Genomic DNA, 19,658 nt, shown 5'->3' with positions numbered 1-19,658 from the left:
CTTAACAGCCATATGCATATTGTTTGTTTTATAATAGAGAAGGTGTTGTAATCATAACCAATTAAAAAGAACGAAAACACATGCTATTCTGTAACTTTGTTTTTTATAGAAATATATAACGTTTTTCATATATTATATTTATAATAGGTTATTGAATCTGTTTTAGATGCTAACTGCACGGAGGAAAAGTTATGAGTCGTAAAAAGTTCTCATTTATTCAAAAAAATCGTCATTCGGTCATACCTCGTCGTTTGCGAAATCATACACAAAATTATTCATTAACAGAAATGTATGCATCCCTTTTCGAACATAATCCTGATAGTATTATTTCATTGAACTTACAAGGAATCATATTACACATTAATCCCTCTGCGGAAAAAATATTTGGATATACTTCAGAGGAATTAGAAGGAAAAACAATTACCTCTATTATAGAAGCACATATTTCTGACCAAGTACTGCAATATATAAAAAATACTACAACTGATAATCAAGAAGAATACATAATTTCTACCCGCCATAAAGATGGATATCAAATAGATGTAGTTACAAAATTAGTTCCTATTTTTATTCAAAATCAACTTTCTGGTGTATATGCAATTATGAAGCCGCTCGAGAAATCTGAAAGAATCGAAAAAATGTTAAAAGAAAGCGAAAAACGACTGCGTACATTAATGGACTCAATGCCTGCCTTTGTTATTTTTAAAGATCATGAAGGGCGCTGGCTAGAAGCAAACGATTACGCTCTTTCTTGCTTTGATTTCCATGATGTTCCGTATCACGGAAAAAAAGATAGTGAACTCATTCAGTATAATGAGGCATATCGTGAAGCGTTTTTACATTGCGAAGAAATTGATGAACTTGCATGGCAAAAAAAACAAATTATTCATGGTGAAGAATTTATCATACATAAAAGTACATCTAATATTATTTTAGATCTTTCAAAAGTACCACTCTTCCACCCTGATGGTTCACGTAAAGGGCTCATTGTTATGGGTAGGGATGTTACTGAATTGAAGGAAACCGAAAAATTACTACGAAAATCTGAAAAATTAGCGGTAGTTGGACAATTAACAGCAGGAATCGCTCATGAAATAAGAAATCCATTAACAGCGTTAAAAGGATTCTTAACATTATTAAAGCCCGAGATTAATGAACAAAACAAATGGTATATAGATGTGATGTTAAGTGAAATTTCGCAAATGGAATCAATCACAAGCCAATTTATGGCAATGTCAAAACCACAGGTACTCTCTATTCACTCTTGTCAAATCCAGTCATTAATTGAAGAAGTTGTAACCTTTATTTTGCCTACTGCCATCATGCATAGTACACATATTATTATGGATCACCTTTCTGCCATACCAGAAATTCAATGTGATGGTAATCAACTAAAGCAAGTCTTTATTAATGTACTAAAAAATGCGATTGAAGCTATGCCTCGCGGGGGGAATATTTTCATTCAAACAAAGCAATTGGGTGAAAAATTCATTTTAATCCGTATTATAGATGAGGGCTGTGGCATTCCAAAAGATCGTATTTCTCGTTTAGGTGAACCTTTCTATAGTTTAAAAGAAAAAGGAACTGGACTAGGCTTAATGATGTGCTATAAAATTATCGAAGAACATCACGGTAAGCTACAAATTTCAAGTAAATTAAATAAGGGAACAACTGTAGATATTTACTTACCTATTTCCCCACCTAGGCATAATTACGAAATAGAAAAAGAGTAAATGGAAAACCATTTACTCTTTTATATCATAATCTATCACATCTCATTCTGTTGCTTGTTCAAGTATTGTTTCCATTTCTTTAAACTCACGATGAATCGCTTTTGCTGTAAAAATTCGGAACAAAGCGTTTGTAATATAATATCCAGATGCCTCAAAATCCCGCTTTGAACCAAAACCAAGAACTTCAGATCGATATTTCGCTAAAAACATTACACTTTGAAAATCATAACGTAAAAAAGGGTTTCCATCTGTATCATTATCAAACCAATACTGCCGAAATTCAGGTCCTATCTTCTTCAGTAAAAATCGCATCCTTCCTAAGTACGGATGAAGTTTTAAGAGAGAGTGATGAGTTCGTTTCTTTATAAAAAATGTAACCATAAAAAAGGTGATAAAAAGTATTAATAACAATAGTAATATACTAATAATAACGAGTAGCGTTTCATTCACTTTCGCTCCTCCTATCAGACCATTTTCTAATATTTTTTCTTACACAATAAAAGAAGAACACCTTATGTGCTCTTCTTTTATTATTATTCATACTAATGTAGCAAGATGCTGCTTTGCATCGTATTCCTCTAAACTTTCCCCATGCTTAACACGATGCACAAAATCCGGATTAGCAATCAATGGTCTACCAAATGCTGCTACATCAATTGCTCCTTCTTGTAGTGCTTCTTCTGCCTCTTTTGGATTTAAATTCCCCACTCCTACAATTATGCCATTCCAATATTTACGAACTAACTGATGCAAGTTTTTTCCGTCAGCTATCACTTGCGTATAATTCATTGTTGAAGGATGGATCATCGTTAATCCTACTTCATGGAACATCTCTACGAAAGTTTGAATTGCTGTTTCAGGATCTTCCCACATATAGCTAGGATTATCACCTTTAAATGCCGAAAAACGAATAAGCGTTTTATCTGCACCAATCGCACTTATAACAGCTTGTAATACTTCTTTCATAAACGTTAACCTTTGTTTTAAGTCTCCGCCATATTGATCCTTTCGATGATTCGCAAATTCATAAGTAAATTGATCAATTAAATACCCATGTGCCCCATGAATTTCTACCCCATCGAAGCCCGCTTCTATCGCATTCCTAGCAGCTTGCGCATACTGTTCGACCGTTTCTTGAATTTCTTCTATCGTCATTGCTTCTGGCGTATCAAATGGCTTTCGAAAACGCGGGACATTTCCTTGTGCTGCTATAGCTGAAGGTGCTTGTGGTAAGAATCCACCTGTTAATTCATGATGACTCATACGCCCTACATGCCATATTTGTGCAATAATGGTTCCACCTTCTTTATGTACCGCCTCTGTTACTGGTTTCCAAGACTCAATTTGTTCTCTTGTATAAAGACCTGGAACACCTGGATTCCCCTTCGCTCTTGGGCTAATTACAATTCCTTCTGTAATGATTAGACCCACACCATCTGCTGCACGTTTCCGGTAATACTCGACTACATCAGCCCCAACTACTCCTGTTTCATCATCAGCAAAACAACGAGTCAGCGGTGCCATTGCCACACGATTACGAAGAGACCAAGCACCAATTTGAATTGGATCAAATAACTTCGTTTCTTCCACATTTTGAAATGATCCCCAATTATTTATATTCGTACCTTCATATATACTTGCTGTTTTGCTCTTTTCATTTGTCATTTTGATTCCCCCTATACCTTTTTGTAATTAAGCCTTCAATTTTTCACAATAACTTTTAAAATATTTCATATATGAATCATAATTTCTTACCAACTCGTACGTCAATTTATAAGCTCTTATCATATAATATTCATATATAAAACAATACAAAGAAGCCTCTCCAAATAAGGAGAGACTTCTTTTTTCATATGCTAACTTGCTTACTAATCGTTTCTCTGGCTAGCAGAAAGCTCATAATCACCTGAGCAGCCACACGACTCGTCATATCACGAAAATCGAGCGTTGGATCGATTTCTACAATATCCATACCTTGAACAAGTGGTTCTTGACCAAGTGCCGTAATCGCATCAAGTAACGTCGTACTGTCCATGCCACCTGGACCGATTGCTGGACATCCTGGTGCAAATGCCTGATCTAATACATCCATATCAACAGACACATAAATAGCTGTAACCCCTTGTCTACGTAAGATTTCAATACTTTCTGTAATTATATCTTTAATCGCTATCTCTCGAACATGCTTCATTGTATACACCGTCACACCATGCTCTTTTGCATATTCATGGTACGTACGAGCATTTGAGAAATTACGAATGCCAATTTGAACAAGCTGCTTCCCTGTAATCACATCATTTTCTAGTAAACTACGAAACGGCGTTCCATTCGATGGTCCTCCATCTTCTAGATTACGTAAATCATGATGCGCATCAAATTGGATAATACCAACCTTTCCTTTACTACTTGCAAACCCACTTATACTAGGAAAACTAATGGAATGATCTCCTCCAAGAACGATCGGTACCATTTGTGGATTCACTTTCGTCAAATGACTAACCGTCTTGGCGATGCGAGCATGGCTTTCTTTTATATCTGTTACATGCATTGTAATATCGCCACAATCATACAAGACACTTTCTTTCATATCATGCTCTTCTGTAATTGCGTATGTGCTATATGCATCTAGCATTGTGCGAATGGTTTTCGGTGCAAAACATGCACCTGAATGACTAATAGAAGGTTTAGAGAGCGGCGCACCAATTAAAGCCGCTCCAAAGATTTCTTCCCCATCCCAAACTTGAATCATATCGCTCCATTTCGTTACTTCACGATCTATAAACTTTGCATTTTTCTTTAAATAGTGGCCTTGCTCCACGCTTTGTCACCTCTTGTATATGCAAGATTACCATTCTTCCATACTGTATTTACATGACTCACACCGTAATGATAAGGAACATATGCATAATTATATGCATCCCATAAAACTAAGTCAGCCTTACGTCCAACGCGAATTTTCCCCGCAACATCGCCGCGATTGATCGCATATGCTGAGTTAACTGTTACAGCATTCCAAACTTCTTCTGGTGTCATTTTTAGTTTCAACATTGCAATACTCATAATCAGCTGAATGTTTTCAGTCGGGCAGCTACCTGGGTTAAAATCTGTCGCTAAAGCAACCGCTACACCTTCGTCAATCATTTTACGTCCACGTGCAAAACTTTCTTTATTTAAATAGAAAGTTGTTCCTGGAAGTAATGTTGCAACTGTATTTGAATTTGCGAGCATTTCAATCCCTTTATCTGATGCTCCAACTAAATGGTCTGCTGATGCCGCACCAATTTCTGCTGCCGCTTCTGCACCACCAAGTGGATCAATTTCATCTGCATGAATTTTCACATCAAAACCAAGTTCTTTCGCCTTTAATAAGAACTCTTTCGATTCTTCTACAGAGAATACCCCTGTTTCACAGAAGATATCAACGAACTCCGCTAATTGTTTTTCTTTCATCTCTGGTAATAAATCTAGCATCCATTGTAAAAATTCTTTTGATTTTCCTTTGTACTCTTTCGGAACAGCATGTGCTCCTAAAAATGTTGAAACTAAATCAATTGGATGCTCTTTTTGAAGCTGTGCCGTAACTTCTAATTGCTTCCACTCTGTTTCATCATCTAATCCGTAGCCACTTTTCGCTTCTACTGTTGTGACTCCGAACGATAACATACGATCCAAATGAAATTTCGCCTTCTGCACAAGCTCTTCTTTCGACGCTTGCTTCGTTGCATTCACAGTCGAAAGAATCCCGCCGCCCTTTTCTAAAATTTCTAAGTACGGTACTCCCTGTAACTTAAGAGCAATTTCATTCTCACGAGACCCACCAAATACAAGATGTGTATGAGGATCAACTAAACCTGGGGAAACCATTTTCCCTTCGCAATCAATGATTTCTTTTGCTTGTAACCCTTTCGCTTCTTCCGCTGTGCCAACGAAAGTAATTACACCGTCTTCAATACCAACTGCACCATTTTCGATAACAGGAAGCGTATTCATCGCTTCCTGTCTTAACAAGCCATCTTCTTGATCCATTGTTAACAATTGACCGATATTCGTTAGTAAAATGTCCAGCATGTTTTCTTCCTCCTTATTTCATCATTGGAATGTTAACGCCTTTTTCTTTCGCTGTTTCAACAGCTAAGTCGTACCCCGCGTCAACGTGACGAACAACACCCATGCCAGGATCAGAAGTTAATACGCGTTCAATACGTTTTCCTGCAGCTTCTGTTCCGTCTGCAACAATAACCATTCCAGCGTGAAGTGAATATCCCATACCAACTCCGCCACCGTGATGTACAGATACCCAGCTTGCACCGTTCACACTATTGATTAATGCATTTAAAATTGGCCAGTCTGCCACTGCATCACTGCCATCTTTCATTGCTTCTGTTTCACGGTTTGGAGATGCAACTGATCCACAGTCTAGATGGTCACGACCAATCACGATTGGTGCCGATAATTCACCGTTTGCAACCATTTCATTGATAATACGACCAAATTTTGCACGTTCTCCATAACCAAGCCAACAAATACGTGATGGAAGACCTTGGAACTCAACTTGCTGACGTGCCATGCGAATCCAGTTACATAAATGTTCGTTATCTGCAAACTCACGTAAAATAACTTCATCTGTTTTATAAATATCTTCTGGATCACCAGAAAGTGCTACCCAGCGGAATGGTCCTTTTCCTTCGCAGAATAATGGCCGAATAAACGCTGGAACGAATCCTGGGAAATCAAATGCATTTTGTAATCCCTCATCGAAAGCAACTTGGCGAATGTTATTACCATAATCAAATGTGATTGCACCTTTTTCCTGCATCGCAAGCATCGCTTCTACATGTTTTTTCATGCTTTCTTTTGATAATTGTACATAGCGTTCTGGATCTTCTTCACGAAGTTTTGCCGCTTCTTCTAATGAATAGCCTACTGGAACATAGCCGTTTAATGGGTCATGAGCAGACGTTTGATCTGTCACTAAGTCTGGTGTAATATTACGTTTTACAAGCTCTGGTAAAATTTCTGCAGCATTTCCTAATAGCCCAATTGAAATTGGCTCTTTCTTCTCTTTATATTCTTTCGCAACAGCTAGCGCCTCTTCTAAAGATTCTGTGTACATATCACAATACCTTTTTTCAATACGGCGATCGATGCTGCGCTTATCTACATCAATTGCAATGACTACCCCACCGTTCATCGTAACAGCAAGAGGTTGTGCACCACCCATACCTCCTAAACCAGCAGTAAGTGTTAACGTACCTTTTAATGAACCATCAAAGTGTTGACGTGCCGCTTCTCCAAACGTTTCGTATGTTCCTTGTAAGATTCCTTGTGTACCGATATAAATCCAGCTACCAGCTGTCATTTGTCCATACATCATAAGGCCTTTTTGTTCTAGTTCACGGAAGTGATCCCAATTTGCCCACTTTGGTACTAAGTTTGAGTTTGCTAGAAGAACACGTGGTGCATCTTCATGTGATTTAAAAATGGCAACTGGTTTACCAGATTGAACAAGTAACGTTTCATCACTTTCTAAAGTTTTTAACGAATCAACAATTGCATGATAACTATCCCAGTTACGAGCTGCACGGCCGATACCACCGTAAACAACTAATTCTTCTGGTTTTTCAGCTACTTCTGGATCTAAGTTATTCATTAACATACGAAGAGCTGCCTCTTGAATCCAACCCTTAGTTTGTAATTCCATACCTCTTGGCGCGCGAATTGTTTGTTTTACGTTTTCCATTTTAATCTCTCCCTTTTCCCTTTTTATAGTGTTGCATTTGCATCCAATCGTTCTAAAGTAAAACGACTTGTTTTTAACCAATGTGCAATATTTTCAATATCTGTTGAGAAAACACGATCATTTGTAATAGAAGGTACTTGCTGACGGCCTTTATGGTAAAACGTTTTTGTTACCGTACTCATCTCTTGGGTACCACGATATTCCGCAGCTTGCATTGCACAAATCATTTCAATTGCAAGAACGCGTCTTACGTTTTGAATAATTTGATGTGCATGACGTGAAGCAATTGTTCCCATACTTACATGATCTTCTTGGTTAGCTGATGATGGAATTGAGTCAACACTTGCTGGATGAGCTAGCGTTTTATTTTCAGAAACGAGTGAAGCTGCTGCATATTGCATAATCATTGCACCAGACTGTAATCCTGGCTCTGGACTTAAAAATGGTGGTAAATCATTTAACTGCGGATTCACAAGACGTTCAATACGGCGTTCAGAAATATTCGCCAGTTCCGCCATTCCAACCTTTAAGAAGTCCATTGCAAATGCAATTGGTTGACCGTGGAAGTTTCCGCCAGAAATTACTTTTTCTCCACCATCAAAAATAAGTGGGTTATCTGTTGCTGCATTCATTTCAATTTCTAATTTTTCTTTTACATAATTTAAAACTTGCCAAGAAGCACCATGCACCTGCGGAATGCAGCGAAGTGAATATGCATCTTGTACACGCAGTTCCCCTTGCTTTGTTACAAGCTTGCTATCTTGAAGTACATCGCGAATACGCTTTGCAACTTCCACTTGTTCTTTGTAGCCACGAGCTTTATGAACATTTTCATCAAATGCATCAATAATGCCGCGTAACCCTTCGATTGTCATGGAAGCAATTAATTCTGATTGATACGCAATCGCCTCAGCTTCTATATAAGAAAGAATTCCTTGCGCTGTCATCGCTTGCGTACCATTAATTAATGCAAGCCCTTCTTTCGCTTCTAATTCGATTGGTTCTAAACCTTCTTCTGTAAGAGCTACCATCGCATGGACGCGTTTCCCCTTATAGAACACTTCCCCTTCACCTAATAGAACAAGAGCAAGATGGGATAATGGGGCTAAATCACCACTCGCACCTAATGAACCTTGCTGTGGGATAACCGGATGAATTTTACGGTTTACAAACTCTAATAGCATATTAACAACAAGAGGGCGAACACCGGATACCCCTTTTAACATCGTATTAGCTCGTAAAATCAACATTCCACGTGACACTTCTTCTGGGAATGGATCCCCTATTCCACATGCATGTGATTGAATTAAATTATGTTGAAGTGTCTTTACATCATCTTTTTGAATAAATACATCACTAAACTTCCCAAACCCGGTTGTAATACCGTAAACAACCTTTCCCTCTTCTACAATTTTTTCAACAGCTTCACGGCACTCCGCTACTTTTTGCATGCTACTTGGACAAGCTGTTACTCCTTCTCCTTCAAGCAGCGCGCGTTTCATTTCTTCTACTGTCAATGAATGTCCTGTTAACGTAATCATCCTGTTTCCTCCTTAAAAAGAGCAAAAGGGGACCTTACCTTTTCAAGACAGACTTCTGTCCTAAAAAGCAAGGCCCCCTTCTAACTAATAGACTATGGGCAAATCATATGTGATTAATTCCTAAACCAATGGCCTCATGCTCAGATCCTTTTACAGGCGCACCTATCGTTCCATAAAGTGCAACAGCAACCCATTCGCCTTCCTTTTTTCCGTCGTATGGTGTACCGCGCACGATTGCAAACCGAAGACCTACTGTACGAAGAACGTCTGCTAACTGAATTTGACCTCTCGTCACTCCGTACAACGCTTCCATGATTGCATGATAAAGTGCATGCGTTTCTCTGTAAACGTCTGTTTCAATAACTTGGTTACTTTTAGCCGCTGTTTCCATTGCTGCGACAACCTTTTGCGAATTCATCGAACCCACTTTCCCCGTACAATATTTCCAACCTTTTGGAATGGATAATACAGGGCTTTCATTCTCGTCCGCAAGTGCGAGCAACATGGCCATACGACCAATTCGATGTGTTCCTTGAAGAAGCATGTGACTCTCTCATTTCTTGTGAATTATTTGAATATTACTTAATTTAAGAATATATGAAAACGGTTTAATCGTCAATAGTCTAAATGATGATTAAATGAATTTTTTTAATACTCTGTTACCATTGTGTACACAATCCATTTACAGAAAATTCCCAAACATGCTATAGTCTCACTAACAGCTGTAAGGGGGACCCGAAATTGGTTAAGAGAAAAGATATTCACTTTCGAATTGACGAAAGATTACTAGGAAGATTTGAAGCCGCACTTCATTATGAAAGTCTAAATAAAACAAATGTGTTAACACATGCTATTCAGCAATTTTGTGTAAAGGTGGAATCAGACAAGTTGAATGATGTAAAAAGGCAATACGCTGTAAGTAACCATTTGCAAACACGGATTAATACTCATAAAAAATATGAGGAAAAACGAATAGACTTAGATAAGATTGTAATAGATCATCTACAATTACAAGGAACAGAAAAAATATTAGAAGTTGGATGCGCTAACGGAAATTTCCTAGCATTGCTACAAAAAGACGGTCATAAGGGACATCTCACTGGTCTAGATCAATCTACAACTATGCTACGAGAAGCTGCTATGAATGGGGTGCAGCAAAATGGAAATATTGAATGGAAATTGGGAGACGCTACCAAACTACCTTTCTCAGCTAATTCTTATGATTGGATCATCGCAAGACATATGCTGTATCACATGACGGATGTTGAAAAAACCATTCAAGAATTCCATAAAGTAATTTCTCCTGGAGGCAGGTTCCTTGCTACAACAAATTCCAAAATCTCGTTATCCCGTATGGATGAGATGTGTAACAAAATGTTAGTCGCATTCGATTTACCTGAAAAATCACCATCAGCTTCTCCATTTTGTTTAGAAAATGGAAAACAACTATTACAATCTGTTTTTGAAACTGTGGAGGAAACGGTTATCCATAATGCACTTTTATTTCATCATGCTACACCTATCATTAACTATATCTCTAGTATGTTTCCATCTTTAAACATACCTGACGACATTCATCTTCATTCAGAAATGAAAGAATGGCTAACCATTGAAATAGAAAATGAATTATCTCTTCATGGAGGAGTATGGCGTGATCCAAAAACACTTGCTATTTATAGATGTACAAAATGAGCTTGAACCTACTTTATAACAAATTCTTTAAATTTATCTTAGGTTGATGATGATATGGTGATACCCTATGAAAGAAAATTTATATAATAAACATAATATAACAATAATAAAAAATATAAGAGGTGAAACTGTTGGCTATCAAACAAGAGGAAATTAAACTGGTAATTGGTGCAGGGAGATATAATAATAACCCTGGCTGGTTACATACGAATGAGGAAGAATTAAATTTATTAAAAAAGGAAGATTGGATAAAAAGGTTTGATCCTAATTCTTTAGCGGCAATTTTAGCGGAGCATGTATGGGAACATTTATCATTTGAAGAAGGCATAGAAGCGGCGAAAGTATGTTATGAGTTTTTAAAGCATGGTGGTTACGTTCGATGTGCCGTTCCTGATGGATTTTTTCCAGATAAAGATTATCAAAAAGGGGTACAAGTTGGGGGCCCTGGACCTAAAGACCACCCCGCAGCTAGTCATAAAATTGTTCATAATTATAAAACCTTAAGAAAAATGTTTGCAGCTGCTGGATTCGAGGTGAAATTACTTGAATATTTTGATGAAGATGGGCATTTTCATTACAATGAATGGAATGGAACCGATGGAGTTATTTTTCGTTCCAAGAAATATGACCCACGAAATCAAGGGGATAAACTCGTTTTTCCATCGCTAATTATAGATGCAGTAAAACTTTAGTTATTAAGCTAAATAGGTATTACTCTTAAAGAAATCCTACCTATAGTAATGAAACAAATTTATTCTTCTTACATATAAAAGCTAGCAAATTGCTAGCTTTTATATGTATTTTCAGTCTATGAATTTTCTCCCCCTCTTTGCATTGAGCCACTTTATAAAATAATACTCTGTTTCTCCTACTGTCACTTCATCAGCATTCACATATGTAACCGGCAAATGTTTATACCACTCCCTTTCCACTTCCACCAATTCTAACTGTTCTTCAAATGTACTGCGTCTTCTCGACGTATCACTCTCCTTTCTCTCCTGCAATTTCTTTTTAGAAATATCCAAATAAAAAATTGCATTCGAACGACATTTTCTTAAATGATACAATTCCTCTTTTAGTTCGTTTTCAATATCCCAATCCACCCCTATCAATTTTGGAAAATGTAGTGTATAAAACTCAATATCTTCCGGACCACGATCAAATATCACAATACTTCCTCGTGCATTTTGAAATTCTATTATTTTTGCTTCCATAAACATTTTTTGATTTGTAATAAACCCCTCTTTTGTGTAAATATCCAAGTTTAATTTTTTTCTCTTCTCTACAATTTCATAAGGATTTTCATATATAATTTGAAAACCTCTTTGCTCTAATCTCCCTGCTAACGTTGTTTTCCCGCTTGCCATTGGTCCTTGAAGTGAAATGATATACGTCATTTTCCCCATCCTTTTTCACTAAAATAAACCTCTTTTTTACAATAAACGGAATTTTACAAACTATCAACAAAATACTTCCCACCTTGTTTCCTATTTCCATCTAGCTTATAATAAAAATAGAGACGATTATAGACGCCTTTTATGTAAGCTTGGAAAGCCAAGCTTACATTATTTTTTGCTTTCCCTTTCATTCAAAACAGGGTATACTAGATTAGAACATATGTTCTTAATGATTACATATAGTAAGGAGATAGAACAAATGGTATACGATACAAAAGTAATTTCTTGGAATGAATCTTTAAAACAACTGCAACGTCGCTATACAAATCAACCAGTGGATCGAAAACAATTTGAAGATGTTGAACTCATGGAGTTCTTCCGCAATAACGACTACATTTCTCTTCCTACACATATTAGCGGCCTATCAACAAAACGTTTTACTTCTTACTCTATTTTCACAACTGAAGATAAAGACCGTAAAGTTGGTACACTTATCATTGAATATTTAGAAGATGATAATGATATATTACGTGTCGAACAACTATACTTCGTTTAATTCATAACGCTTGGTCAAAATGGCCAAGCGTTCTTGCTTTCTATCAATCCCACTGCTTATAATACTAGTAAAAGGAAAACTGCTATCGCAAAGGGGGTATATTCTTGCTCGAAGGATGGTTTAGTTGGTTTATTGTGACTTGGACTGTTATTTTACTAGGCCTTATGTCTATCGGTGGATACTTTATGTTCCGAAAATTCTTAAAACGCCTACCGAAAGAAGACGGCATGTCTATTTTAGATTGGGAGCAGCACTATATTGACCAAACAAGACACTTATGGGATGATGAGCAAAAACAATTATTAGAAGAACTTGTAAGCCCTGTTCCCGAACTGTTCCGTGACGTCGCTCGTTCCAAAATTGCTGGTAAAATCGGAGAACTAGCGTTAAAAGAAAAAGCAAAAAAAATAACTGAAGATTTAATCATTAAAGGATATATTGTAGCAACCCCAAAACGAGATCATAAGTTTTTAATTAAAAAATTACAAGAAAAGCAAATTGACTATTCCCGTTATCAATCACTTTTGGCAAAATAAAAAACCTCAAGGAGTCTTGAGGTTTTTTACGTTAACTTCATATCTTTCTCATTATAAAAACCATCTTCTTTTTCCATTTCCTTTTGCAATTTCGTAAACGAGCGATACATTGCAATTCTCCAAGAGACAATCATTGCAAAAGCAAGTAAGAAGAACATTCCACTTAGTTGTCCTAAATCAAGCGATTGACTTAAATATGTTTTAAAGACAATACGTACCACGAGCAAACCAATTAAAATAAATACGAAAGCTTTGGAACGCTTTAAATAAATATCTTGTCCACGCACTTCAAATTTAGATGTTTTAATCAGAAAAATTGAGAAAAACAAACCGACACAGATTGCTTCTAGCATTTCTGCTGGTGTGAGACGAAATTCCGGAAAAATGTACATCAGTGCTCCCGTACTCATAAAAAACGGAGGGAGAATGATTTTTTTCAATGTTGCTGGTTTCTTTGCTGCTTTTAAACGAATAAACATCGCACCTACAGCCATACAAACAGCAATAATACTTGATAAAAGAACTAAGTTCATACTTTCTCATCCTTTTTTGTGGCAATATGAAAATATAGTTTCATTATATGCTTTTCTGTTAGTATTTCCAACATTTTCACAGAATAATACTAAAAACCGGTAAAACCACCAAATAGGCTTGAAAAATATGCAATAATTTTTGTCATCCAATTAAAGTATAAGAAAATCCCCATAACAATCATGATATATCCGCCTACTTTCACAAACGTCCCACTATGTCGTTTAATCCAAGACATTTTCGTAATAAAAAATGAAAGTATAAAAAACGGTATTGCAAATCCAAGTATATAAGCAATCATATACATCATTGCTGATTCTGGATTCGTGGTAGCTAATCCAATTACAGCTACTAAAATTGGTCCGGTACATGGCGTCCAACCAGCCGCAAATGCTAAACCAATTAAAGTAGATCCTATATAACCACTTGGACGGTTTTTAAATGTAAACTTACGATCTTGCATTAAAAACTTTGGTTTGAATACTCCCACAATTACAAGTCCGAATACAATGATGAATATTGCTCCTAACTGCCTAATTAAGTCTTTGTAATCTTGGAAGAACGATCCAATAAAACTTGTACCAAATCCAATCGCAATAAACACGATAGAAAATCCAAATAAGAAAAACGCTGTATGTATCATACTTCTTTTACGAAGCATTGCATTTTCTTCTTTTAATTCAGAAATCGACATTCCCGTTATGTACGATAAAAATGCTGGATAAAGCGGTAAACAACAAGGGGAAATAAATGATAAAAAACCGGCCCCAAATGCTAAAAAAATATTAATATCTTGCATCCTTTCACTCCTCTCCTCTTCAATTATTGTAGCAAAAACAACAGAAAATACTATGAACAATTCATGAATTCACTATTTACAACTTTTTAATAAGAAAAAAGCTGCACACTGCTATACAAATTTGAAACCGAAATACCCCCCTTCTTTTCAGGAGAAAGAGCATCCCGCCATGCATAGAAGCGGTCAGATCCTTTTCCTGCCCCATGCTAGGTGAAAACAAAGAGAGAAAACAAGTAGCAGTCACCTTTTGTTATCCATAGCCACAGCTTATCTGTCGAAAAATCAAAGTGGATTTATATATTTTTCTGAAGCGTTTTCATTTTTCTTCTATTATAAATAATATGCTGTTACTCATTAACATATCAAAGCTTCTTCCAAACAACAAATGATTTGTATATCACATCTCTGTGTACTATACATTTCCTGTAAAAAAATATTTTTTTCAAATGATAACTTTATACAATCCACTCCTTGTCTTACAATACTTCTATAATTATAAGTTTCAAGATTATGCATAAATATCATACTTTTATTATTATTCTATAAAATGTCACACTTTTCTTTCATTTGACCCTTCATTTTTAATTTTGTATACTTCCATCTAGTTATATATGTCCGTTTTGGAACAACTAAATATATAGGATGGGAGGAATTTTCATGCTTCGTTATTCTCTATTAGTTTTATTAGGAGCATGTAGCTATGGAATTTTAGCTATTTTTGTTAAACTTGCATACGCAGAAGGGTTTTCACTTGGAGAAGTAATTGGTAGTCAATATTTGTTCGGTTGGTTTATTTTGCTTGGAATTACTCTCCTATTTTCTAGACACCGCGTTCCACTTAAACAAATGCTTATTTTATTTGTCGCTGGAACATCTGCAAGTTTCACAGGAATTTTTTATTACGCTTCATTGAAAACTGTACCGGCATCTATTGCCATTATCCTTTTATTCCAATTCGTTTGGGTGGGAATTATCATTGAAGCTGTTGCGACAAGAACATTACCGTCAAGAGAAAAAGTCATTTCCGTTATCTTTTTACTTGCTGGTACATTCTTATCGAGCGGATTATTAGAAAAGTCAGCGGGTGACTTCGATACAACTGGAATCATATTAGGTTTACTATCTGCTGTTACATTTGCAACATACATTTTTGTCAGTGGTAAGGTTGCTGTTGAAGTACCATCCTTACCACGGGGCGTTCTCTTAATGGCGGGTGCTTTAACTTTAGTAATGATAGTATTCCCACCAACATTTATTTTTAACGGAGCTATTTCACAAGGACTTTGGAAATACGGTTTAGGGCTAGGGACGTTTAGTATCGTAATTCCATCCATTGCCTTTACAATCGGAATTCCAAAAATCGGTTCCGGCTTAGCAACTATTCTTGGGGCAGCTGAACTACCTGTTACAACAATTATGTCTGTATTTATTTTAAAAGAAGCCGTACTTTCTTCTCAATGGCTTGGTGTGGCGCTTATTTTGGTTGGAATTGCAATTCCGCAAATTGCGTATACGATGCGCGGGCGTTATCAAAAACATCATACACATAAGAAAGTTGCTGCTTAAACAAAAAGAGGTTTCTCAAGATGAGAAGCCTCTTTTTAATTGTTTCATATTACTTTTAGCTCGATTCGCAATTTCTAACGCACGGTCTGTTTCTTTAGCTGCTTGATTTAATGCCTGTTTAACATTTGTTTCTTCTATTTTCTCCCCTTTTTCATACAAAAAGACCATAAATAACAATAGCGATTTCCAAACATTCCCCGCTGCGTTATACTATGGTCTCTACACGAATTTTGTATGTATTTGTATTTACATGTTTTAGTATATCTTGCTTTTATGAATTTCTTGTAAATAACGATCTTAAAATGTAAAAGATACAATATTTATATGTAAAAAATTATAAAATTAACTCAAAAGATATTTTTATCGATTCGTTCAAAAGAACTAAGTTCCTATATACTTACTAATAAATACATTTTACGAAAACCACCAATTGAAATTTACCTTGAGAAAGAAGGCACATAATATAATGAAACCTATCACAAATCAATTAACAGAAAAACTAATCTCTATCCACCGTCATTTACATCAATATCCAGAACTATCTTACGAAGAATTCGAAACAACAAAAGCGATACGTAACTGGTTAAACGAAGCTGACATAACAATCATTAATTCTGATTTAAAAACTGGCGTGATTGCTGAGGTTTCTGGTAATAAAAACGGGCCCACTGTTGCGCTCCGTGCCGATATTGACGCTCTTCCTATACACGAAGAAACGAATTTATCTTACGCTTCTAAAAACCCTGGAAAAATGCATGCATGTGGTCACGATTTTCACGCGGCATCCATTCTCGGTGCTGCCTACTTATTAAAGGCGAATGAATCTTCACTTAACGGTACTGTTAGGTTCATATTCCAAGCTGCAGAAGAAAGCGGTGACGGGGCACGTAAAGTAATAGAATCGGGCCATTTACAAGATGTCCAAGCAATCTTTGGTATGCACAATAAACCCGATCTACCAGTTGGAACAATCGGTATTAAAGACGGTCCACTAATGGCAGGAGTCGACCGTTTTGAAATCGAAATTAAAGGGATTGGAACACATGCGGCTGTACCTGACGCTGGTGTTGATCCGATTGTCGCTTCTTCCCAAATTGTTATGGCACTGCAAACGATTGTAAGTCGAAATATTAGTTCTTTTCATAACGCTGTCATAAGTGTAACGAATATCCATTCAGGAAATACATGGAACGTTATTCCTGAAAATGCAACTTTAGAAGGAACTGTCCGTACATTTCAGGCAGAAACACGTACAAAAATCCCCAAATTGATGAAGCGTGTTATTAAAGGCGTCGCTGATGCACTTGGTGTCCAAGCTAAATTCCATTGGTATCCAGGTCCTCCTGCTGTTCATAATGATGTAACACTTACAGAATTATCTACTCATATTGCTCAAAGAATGGGACTTCAAATTATTTCACCAAAACCGTCTATGGCAGGAGAAGATTTTTCGTTCTACCAACAAGAAATACCTGGTTCATTCGTCTTTATGGGGACAAATGGTACGCAAGAGTGGCACCATCCTGCCTTTACATTAGATGAAGGTGCGTTACCTATTAGTGCACAATTTTTTGCTTTACTAGCTGAGGAAGCGATTAACAAATTAAGATAAAGAAAAACCGTTAAGATTATTCTTCTTAACGGCTTTTTCATCTTATCCTATCATTAGGTTAAATCGCGTTTTAAAAATACAGTATAGGAAATGCCTAAAAATACAAGTAAATATATAAGAAGCATACAAGACGCAAATGGGAATGTTACACCTTGAATGAAACTACCACCATTTAAGATTCCATATAAATCTGTATTTGCTGGTAATAAAAATTTCATCCATTCGTACCTAGACGCTGGTATTAAAATAACCCCCCCAGATAACGCCACGAATAAGGAAATACCAATAGCCCCTCCACTTGATCTCGTTAAAACAGAAATCATAAAAGCAAATGCTGCGTACACAAGAGTTGGCAACCATTCTAATATATAATACTTACTTACATCAACAAATATATTTTGCTGAACGATATTTCCATTTTGTACGATAAACTCTACCCATGCAGGCTGTTGAAATTTATAAATAATAAACCCACATAAAAGTGAGAAAACCATATTAAATATAAATAATAATGCAGAGAAAATAACAATTGCGATATACTTTGCTGTTAAAATTTTAAATCGACTTGCCGGACGAATCATTAAAAATTTATAAGTTCCCCAATTGTACTCGTTCGCAAAAATTGTACTTGCATATACAAGAATAAATGGTAATAAAATTGGAAACACAATTAAACCTGTATCTCTCATAAAAGTTAGCGGTGAATCGCCTGCTGGTGGAGTATTTGTATCTAAATGCTTCATTTTTAACTGATACTCTTTAACAAGCTCATCTCCCGATCTTTGATTGATAATATCCTGTTTTGTACTCCCAAGTTTTTTTTCAATTTCTGTCGTTCGATCTTGATATTCTACTTTCCAATCTCCTGATGAAGATGGAAAATATTTAACTGACACCCACCCTAAACCGATAACTAGAATTGTAATAACAGCAAACGGAATGATCGTTCGCTTTCGCTTAAAGATTTTATACAACTCATTATAGATTAAATTAAACAATATCCTTTCCCCCTGTTAATTCTAAAAACTTCTCTTCCAATGTCTTTCTTTCTTCATACACACGATAAATACGAATCCCTCGTTCTGTTAATGTACGAATCACATTTGGAATTTCTTTATTTTCCATAGTCATAATCAATTCATTATCTTGAATCGTGACATCATATTCTAAAAGTTCTGCTGCTTGTTTCACATCATCAACACGTATATGTATTGTCTCCAGCTCCATGCTTTCATCTTGCTGAATATTTTGTGTTGCCACATATTCTCCATGCTGAATAATAATAACTCGGTCACACATTAATTCAACTTCAGATAATAAATGACTTGAAACAAGCACAGCCTTCCCTTGTTCATGTGCAATTTTCTTTATGTACATTCGCATTTCATGAATACCATTTGGATCTAATCCATTTGTCGGTTCATCTAAAATGAGTACATCTGGATTATGTACAAGCGCTTGCGCAATTCCTAATCGTTGTCTCATACCAAGCGAATATGCTTTTACTTTACGATTAATGACTTGTCCCATACCCAGTAGTTGAACGACTTCATCAATGCGTTCTTCTGTAACATTGCCATTCATACGTCCAAAGTATGTTAAATTTTCATAACCACTTAAAAAAGGATAGAATTCTGGATTTTCAATTACAGCACCAATTTTTGCTGCTGTACTTTCAAACTCCCGTTTTACAGATTGACCATCTATCCATACTTCCCCTTCCGTCATGCGAATCATACCGACCATCATTCGCATTAATGTTGTTTTCCCAGCACCATTTGGCCCTAACAAACCAACCACTTCACCTTTTTTCACTTCAAAGCTTATATTTTCTACTAATGTCTTTGAACCGATTCGCTTTGTTAACCGATCAACTTTTACTATCGACTGCTCATTTGTCATTCCATACAACCTTTCTTTTTCACACTTATTAAGTTCTTTTCACTGTATCACGA

19 protein-coding genes and 1 pseudogene are annotated in these 19,658 nt (G+C 36.2%); 7 read left to right on the top strand and 13 right to left on the bottom strand.

Annotation, left to right across the window (positions count from 1 at the left end; genetic code table 11):
• The first annotated feature begins 191 nt into the window (after positions 1–191).
• Positions 192–1,733, top strand: a complete 1,542-nt coding sequence (locus tag AC1M36_RS22960) for a BA3702 family sensor histidine kinase (protein WP_336453062.1) — start codon at positions 192–194, stop codon at positions 1,731–1,733.
• A 105-nt stretch (positions 1,734–1,838) separates the two neighbouring features.
• Here the strand turns inward: AC1M36_RS22960 and AC1M36_RS22955 are convergent.
• From AC1M36_RS22955 to hutP, 7 genes and pseudogenes are all read right to left on the bottom strand, one after another.
• Positions 1,839–2,183, bottom strand: a pseudogene (locus AC1M36_RS22955) (FMN-binding glutamate synthase family protein); the annotation flags it as partial.
• Positions 2,184–2,270: 87 nt separating this feature from the next.
• Positions 2,271–3,398: an alkene reductase gene (locus tag AC1M36_RS22950; protein ID WP_336453063.1), complete on the bottom strand. Its 1,128-nt coding sequence runs from the start codon at positions 3,396–3,398 to the stop codon at positions 2,271–2,273.
• A gap of 184 nt (positions 3,399–3,582) precedes the next feature.
• Positions 3,583–4,551: a formimidoylglutamase gene (hutG, locus tag AC1M36_RS22945; RefSeq protein WP_336453064.1), complete on the bottom strand. Its 969-nt coding sequence runs from the start codon at positions 4,549–4,551 to the stop codon at positions 3,583–3,585.
• Positions 4,530–5,801, bottom strand: coding sequence for an imidazolonepropionase (hutI, locus tag AC1M36_RS22940; RefSeq protein WP_336453065.1), 1,272 nt, complete (start codon positions 5,799–5,801; stop codon positions 4,530–4,532). The genes hutG and hutI overlap by 22 nt, the downstream gene beginning before the upstream one ends.
• A 13-nt stretch (positions 5,802–5,814) precedes the next feature.
• Positions 5,815–7,473 (bottom strand): urocanate hydratase, encoded by a 1,659-nt coding sequence (hutU, locus tag AC1M36_RS22935; RefSeq protein WP_336453066.1) that lies wholly within the window; start codon positions 7,471–7,473, stop codon positions 5,815–5,817.
• Between the two features lie 23 nt (positions 7,474–7,496).
• Positions 7,497–9,014 carry a histidine ammonia-lyase gene (gene hutH, locus AC1M36_RS22930; RefSeq protein WP_336453067.1) on the bottom strand — a complete coding sequence of 506 codons (1,518 nt, stop codon included), beginning with the start codon at positions 9,012–9,014 and terminating at the stop codon, positions 7,497–7,499.
• Between the two features lie 103 nt (positions 9,015–9,117).
• Positions 9,118–9,558, bottom strand: coding sequence for a hut operon transcriptional regulator HutP (gene hutP / locus AC1M36_RS22925; RefSeq protein ID WP_000926516.1), 441 nt, complete (start codon positions 9,556–9,558; stop codon positions 9,118–9,120).
• Between the two features lie 197 nt (positions 9,559–9,755).
• On the opposite strand from hutP, the gene AC1M36_RS22920 reads away from it, so the two are divergent.
• Both AC1M36_RS22920 and AC1M36_RS22915 read left to right on the top strand, forming a co-directional pair.
• Positions 9,756–10,706 (top strand): class I SAM-dependent methyltransferase, encoded by a 951-nt coding sequence (locus AC1M36_RS22920; protein ID WP_336453068.1) that lies wholly within the window; start codon positions 9,756–9,758, stop codon positions 10,704–10,706.
• Between the two features lie 131 nt (positions 10,707–10,837).
• On the top strand, positions 10,838–11,398 hold the full coding sequence (locus AC1M36_RS22915; RefSeq protein WP_479846226.1) for a class I SAM-dependent methyltransferase: 561 nt from the start codon (positions 10,838–10,840) through the stop codon (positions 11,396–11,398).
• A gap of 111 nt (positions 11,399–11,509) precedes the next feature.
• On the opposite strand, the gene AC1M36_RS22910 is transcribed toward AC1M36_RS22915, so the two are convergent.
• Complete coding sequence (locus AC1M36_RS22910) at positions 11,510–12,103, bottom strand: AAA family ATPase (protein WP_336453070.1); 594 nt, start codon at positions 12,101–12,103, stop codon at positions 11,510–11,512.
• A 259-nt stretch (positions 12,104–12,362) separates the two neighbouring features.
• On the opposite strand from AC1M36_RS22910, the gene AC1M36_RS22905 reads away from it, so the two are divergent.
• Together AC1M36_RS22905 and AC1M36_RS22900 are read left to right on the top strand one after the other, a co-directional pair.
• Complete coding sequence (locus AC1M36_RS22905; protein ID WP_336453071.1) at positions 12,363–12,659, top strand: hypothetical protein; 297 nt, start codon at positions 12,363–12,365, stop codon at positions 12,657–12,659.
• Positions 12,660–12,763: 104 nt separating this feature from the next.
• Positions 12,764–13,195, top strand: a complete 432-nt coding sequence (locus tag AC1M36_RS22900; protein ID WP_336453072.1) for a DUF2621 domain-containing protein — start codon at positions 12,764–12,766, stop codon at positions 13,193–13,195.
• Positions 13,196–13,221: 26 nt separating this feature from the next.
• On the opposite strand, the gene AC1M36_RS22895 is transcribed toward AC1M36_RS22900, so the two are convergent.
• Positions 13,222–13,728 (bottom strand): CcdC family protein, encoded by a 507-nt coding sequence (locus AC1M36_RS22895; protein WP_336453073.1) that lies wholly within the window; start codon positions 13,726–13,728, stop codon positions 13,222–13,224.
• A gap of 89 nt (positions 13,729–13,817) precedes the next feature.
• Positions 13,818–14,525, bottom strand: coding sequence for a cytochrome c biogenesis CcdA family protein (locus AC1M36_RS22890; protein ID WP_336453074.1), 708 nt, complete (start codon positions 14,523–14,525; stop codon positions 13,818–13,820).
• Positions 14,526–15,182: 657 nt separating this feature from the next.
• Between AC1M36_RS22890 and AC1M36_RS22885 the strand changes: the two genes are divergently transcribed.
• Entirely contained in the window at positions 15,183–16,091 is a 909-nt protein-coding gene (locus tag AC1M36_RS22885; protein ID WP_479846225.1) for an EamA family transporter, read from the top strand.
• A gap of 15 nt (positions 16,092–16,106) precedes the next feature.
• Here AC1M36_RS22885 and AC1M36_RS22880 read toward each other — a convergent pair whose 3' ends face one another.
• Positions 16,107–16,268: a hypothetical protein gene (locus AC1M36_RS22880; protein ID WP_336453076.1), complete on the bottom strand. Its 162-nt coding sequence runs from the start codon at positions 16,266–16,268 to the stop codon at positions 16,107–16,109.
• Between the two features lie 289 nt (positions 16,269–16,557).
• Here AC1M36_RS22880 and AC1M36_RS22875 point away from each other — a divergent pair, with 289 nt between their 5' ends.
• The gene (locus tag AC1M36_RS22875) at positions 16,558–17,703 is read left to right on the top strand and encodes a M20 peptidase aminoacylase family protein (RefSeq protein ID WP_336453077.1); all 1,146 of its coding nucleotides are present in this window, start codon (positions 16,558–16,560) and stop codon (positions 17,701–17,703) included.
• 53 nt (positions 17,704–17,756) lie between these two features.
• Here the strand turns inward: AC1M36_RS22875 and AC1M36_RS22870 are convergent, their stop codons facing one another.
• Both AC1M36_RS22870 and AC1M36_RS22865 read right to left on the bottom strand, forming a co-directional pair.
• Positions 17,757–18,701, bottom strand: coding sequence for an ABC transporter permease (locus AC1M36_RS22870; RefSeq protein ID WP_336453078.1), 945 nt, complete (start codon positions 18,699–18,701; stop codon positions 17,757–17,759).
• Entirely contained in the window at positions 18,694–19,605 is a 912-nt protein-coding gene (locus AC1M36_RS22865; RefSeq protein WP_336453079.1) for an ABC transporter ATP-binding protein, read from the bottom strand. The genes AC1M36_RS22870 and AC1M36_RS22865 overlap by 8 nt, the downstream gene beginning before the upstream one ends.
• Between the last annotated feature and the right edge of the window lie 53 nt (positions 19,606–19,658).

The sequence above is a fragment of the Bacillus sp. Medicinal_06 genome (assembly GCF_056711665.1).
The sequence above is the reverse complement of the archived record's forward strand: the minus strand, read 5'-3'. Positions and strand labels throughout refer to the sequence as shown.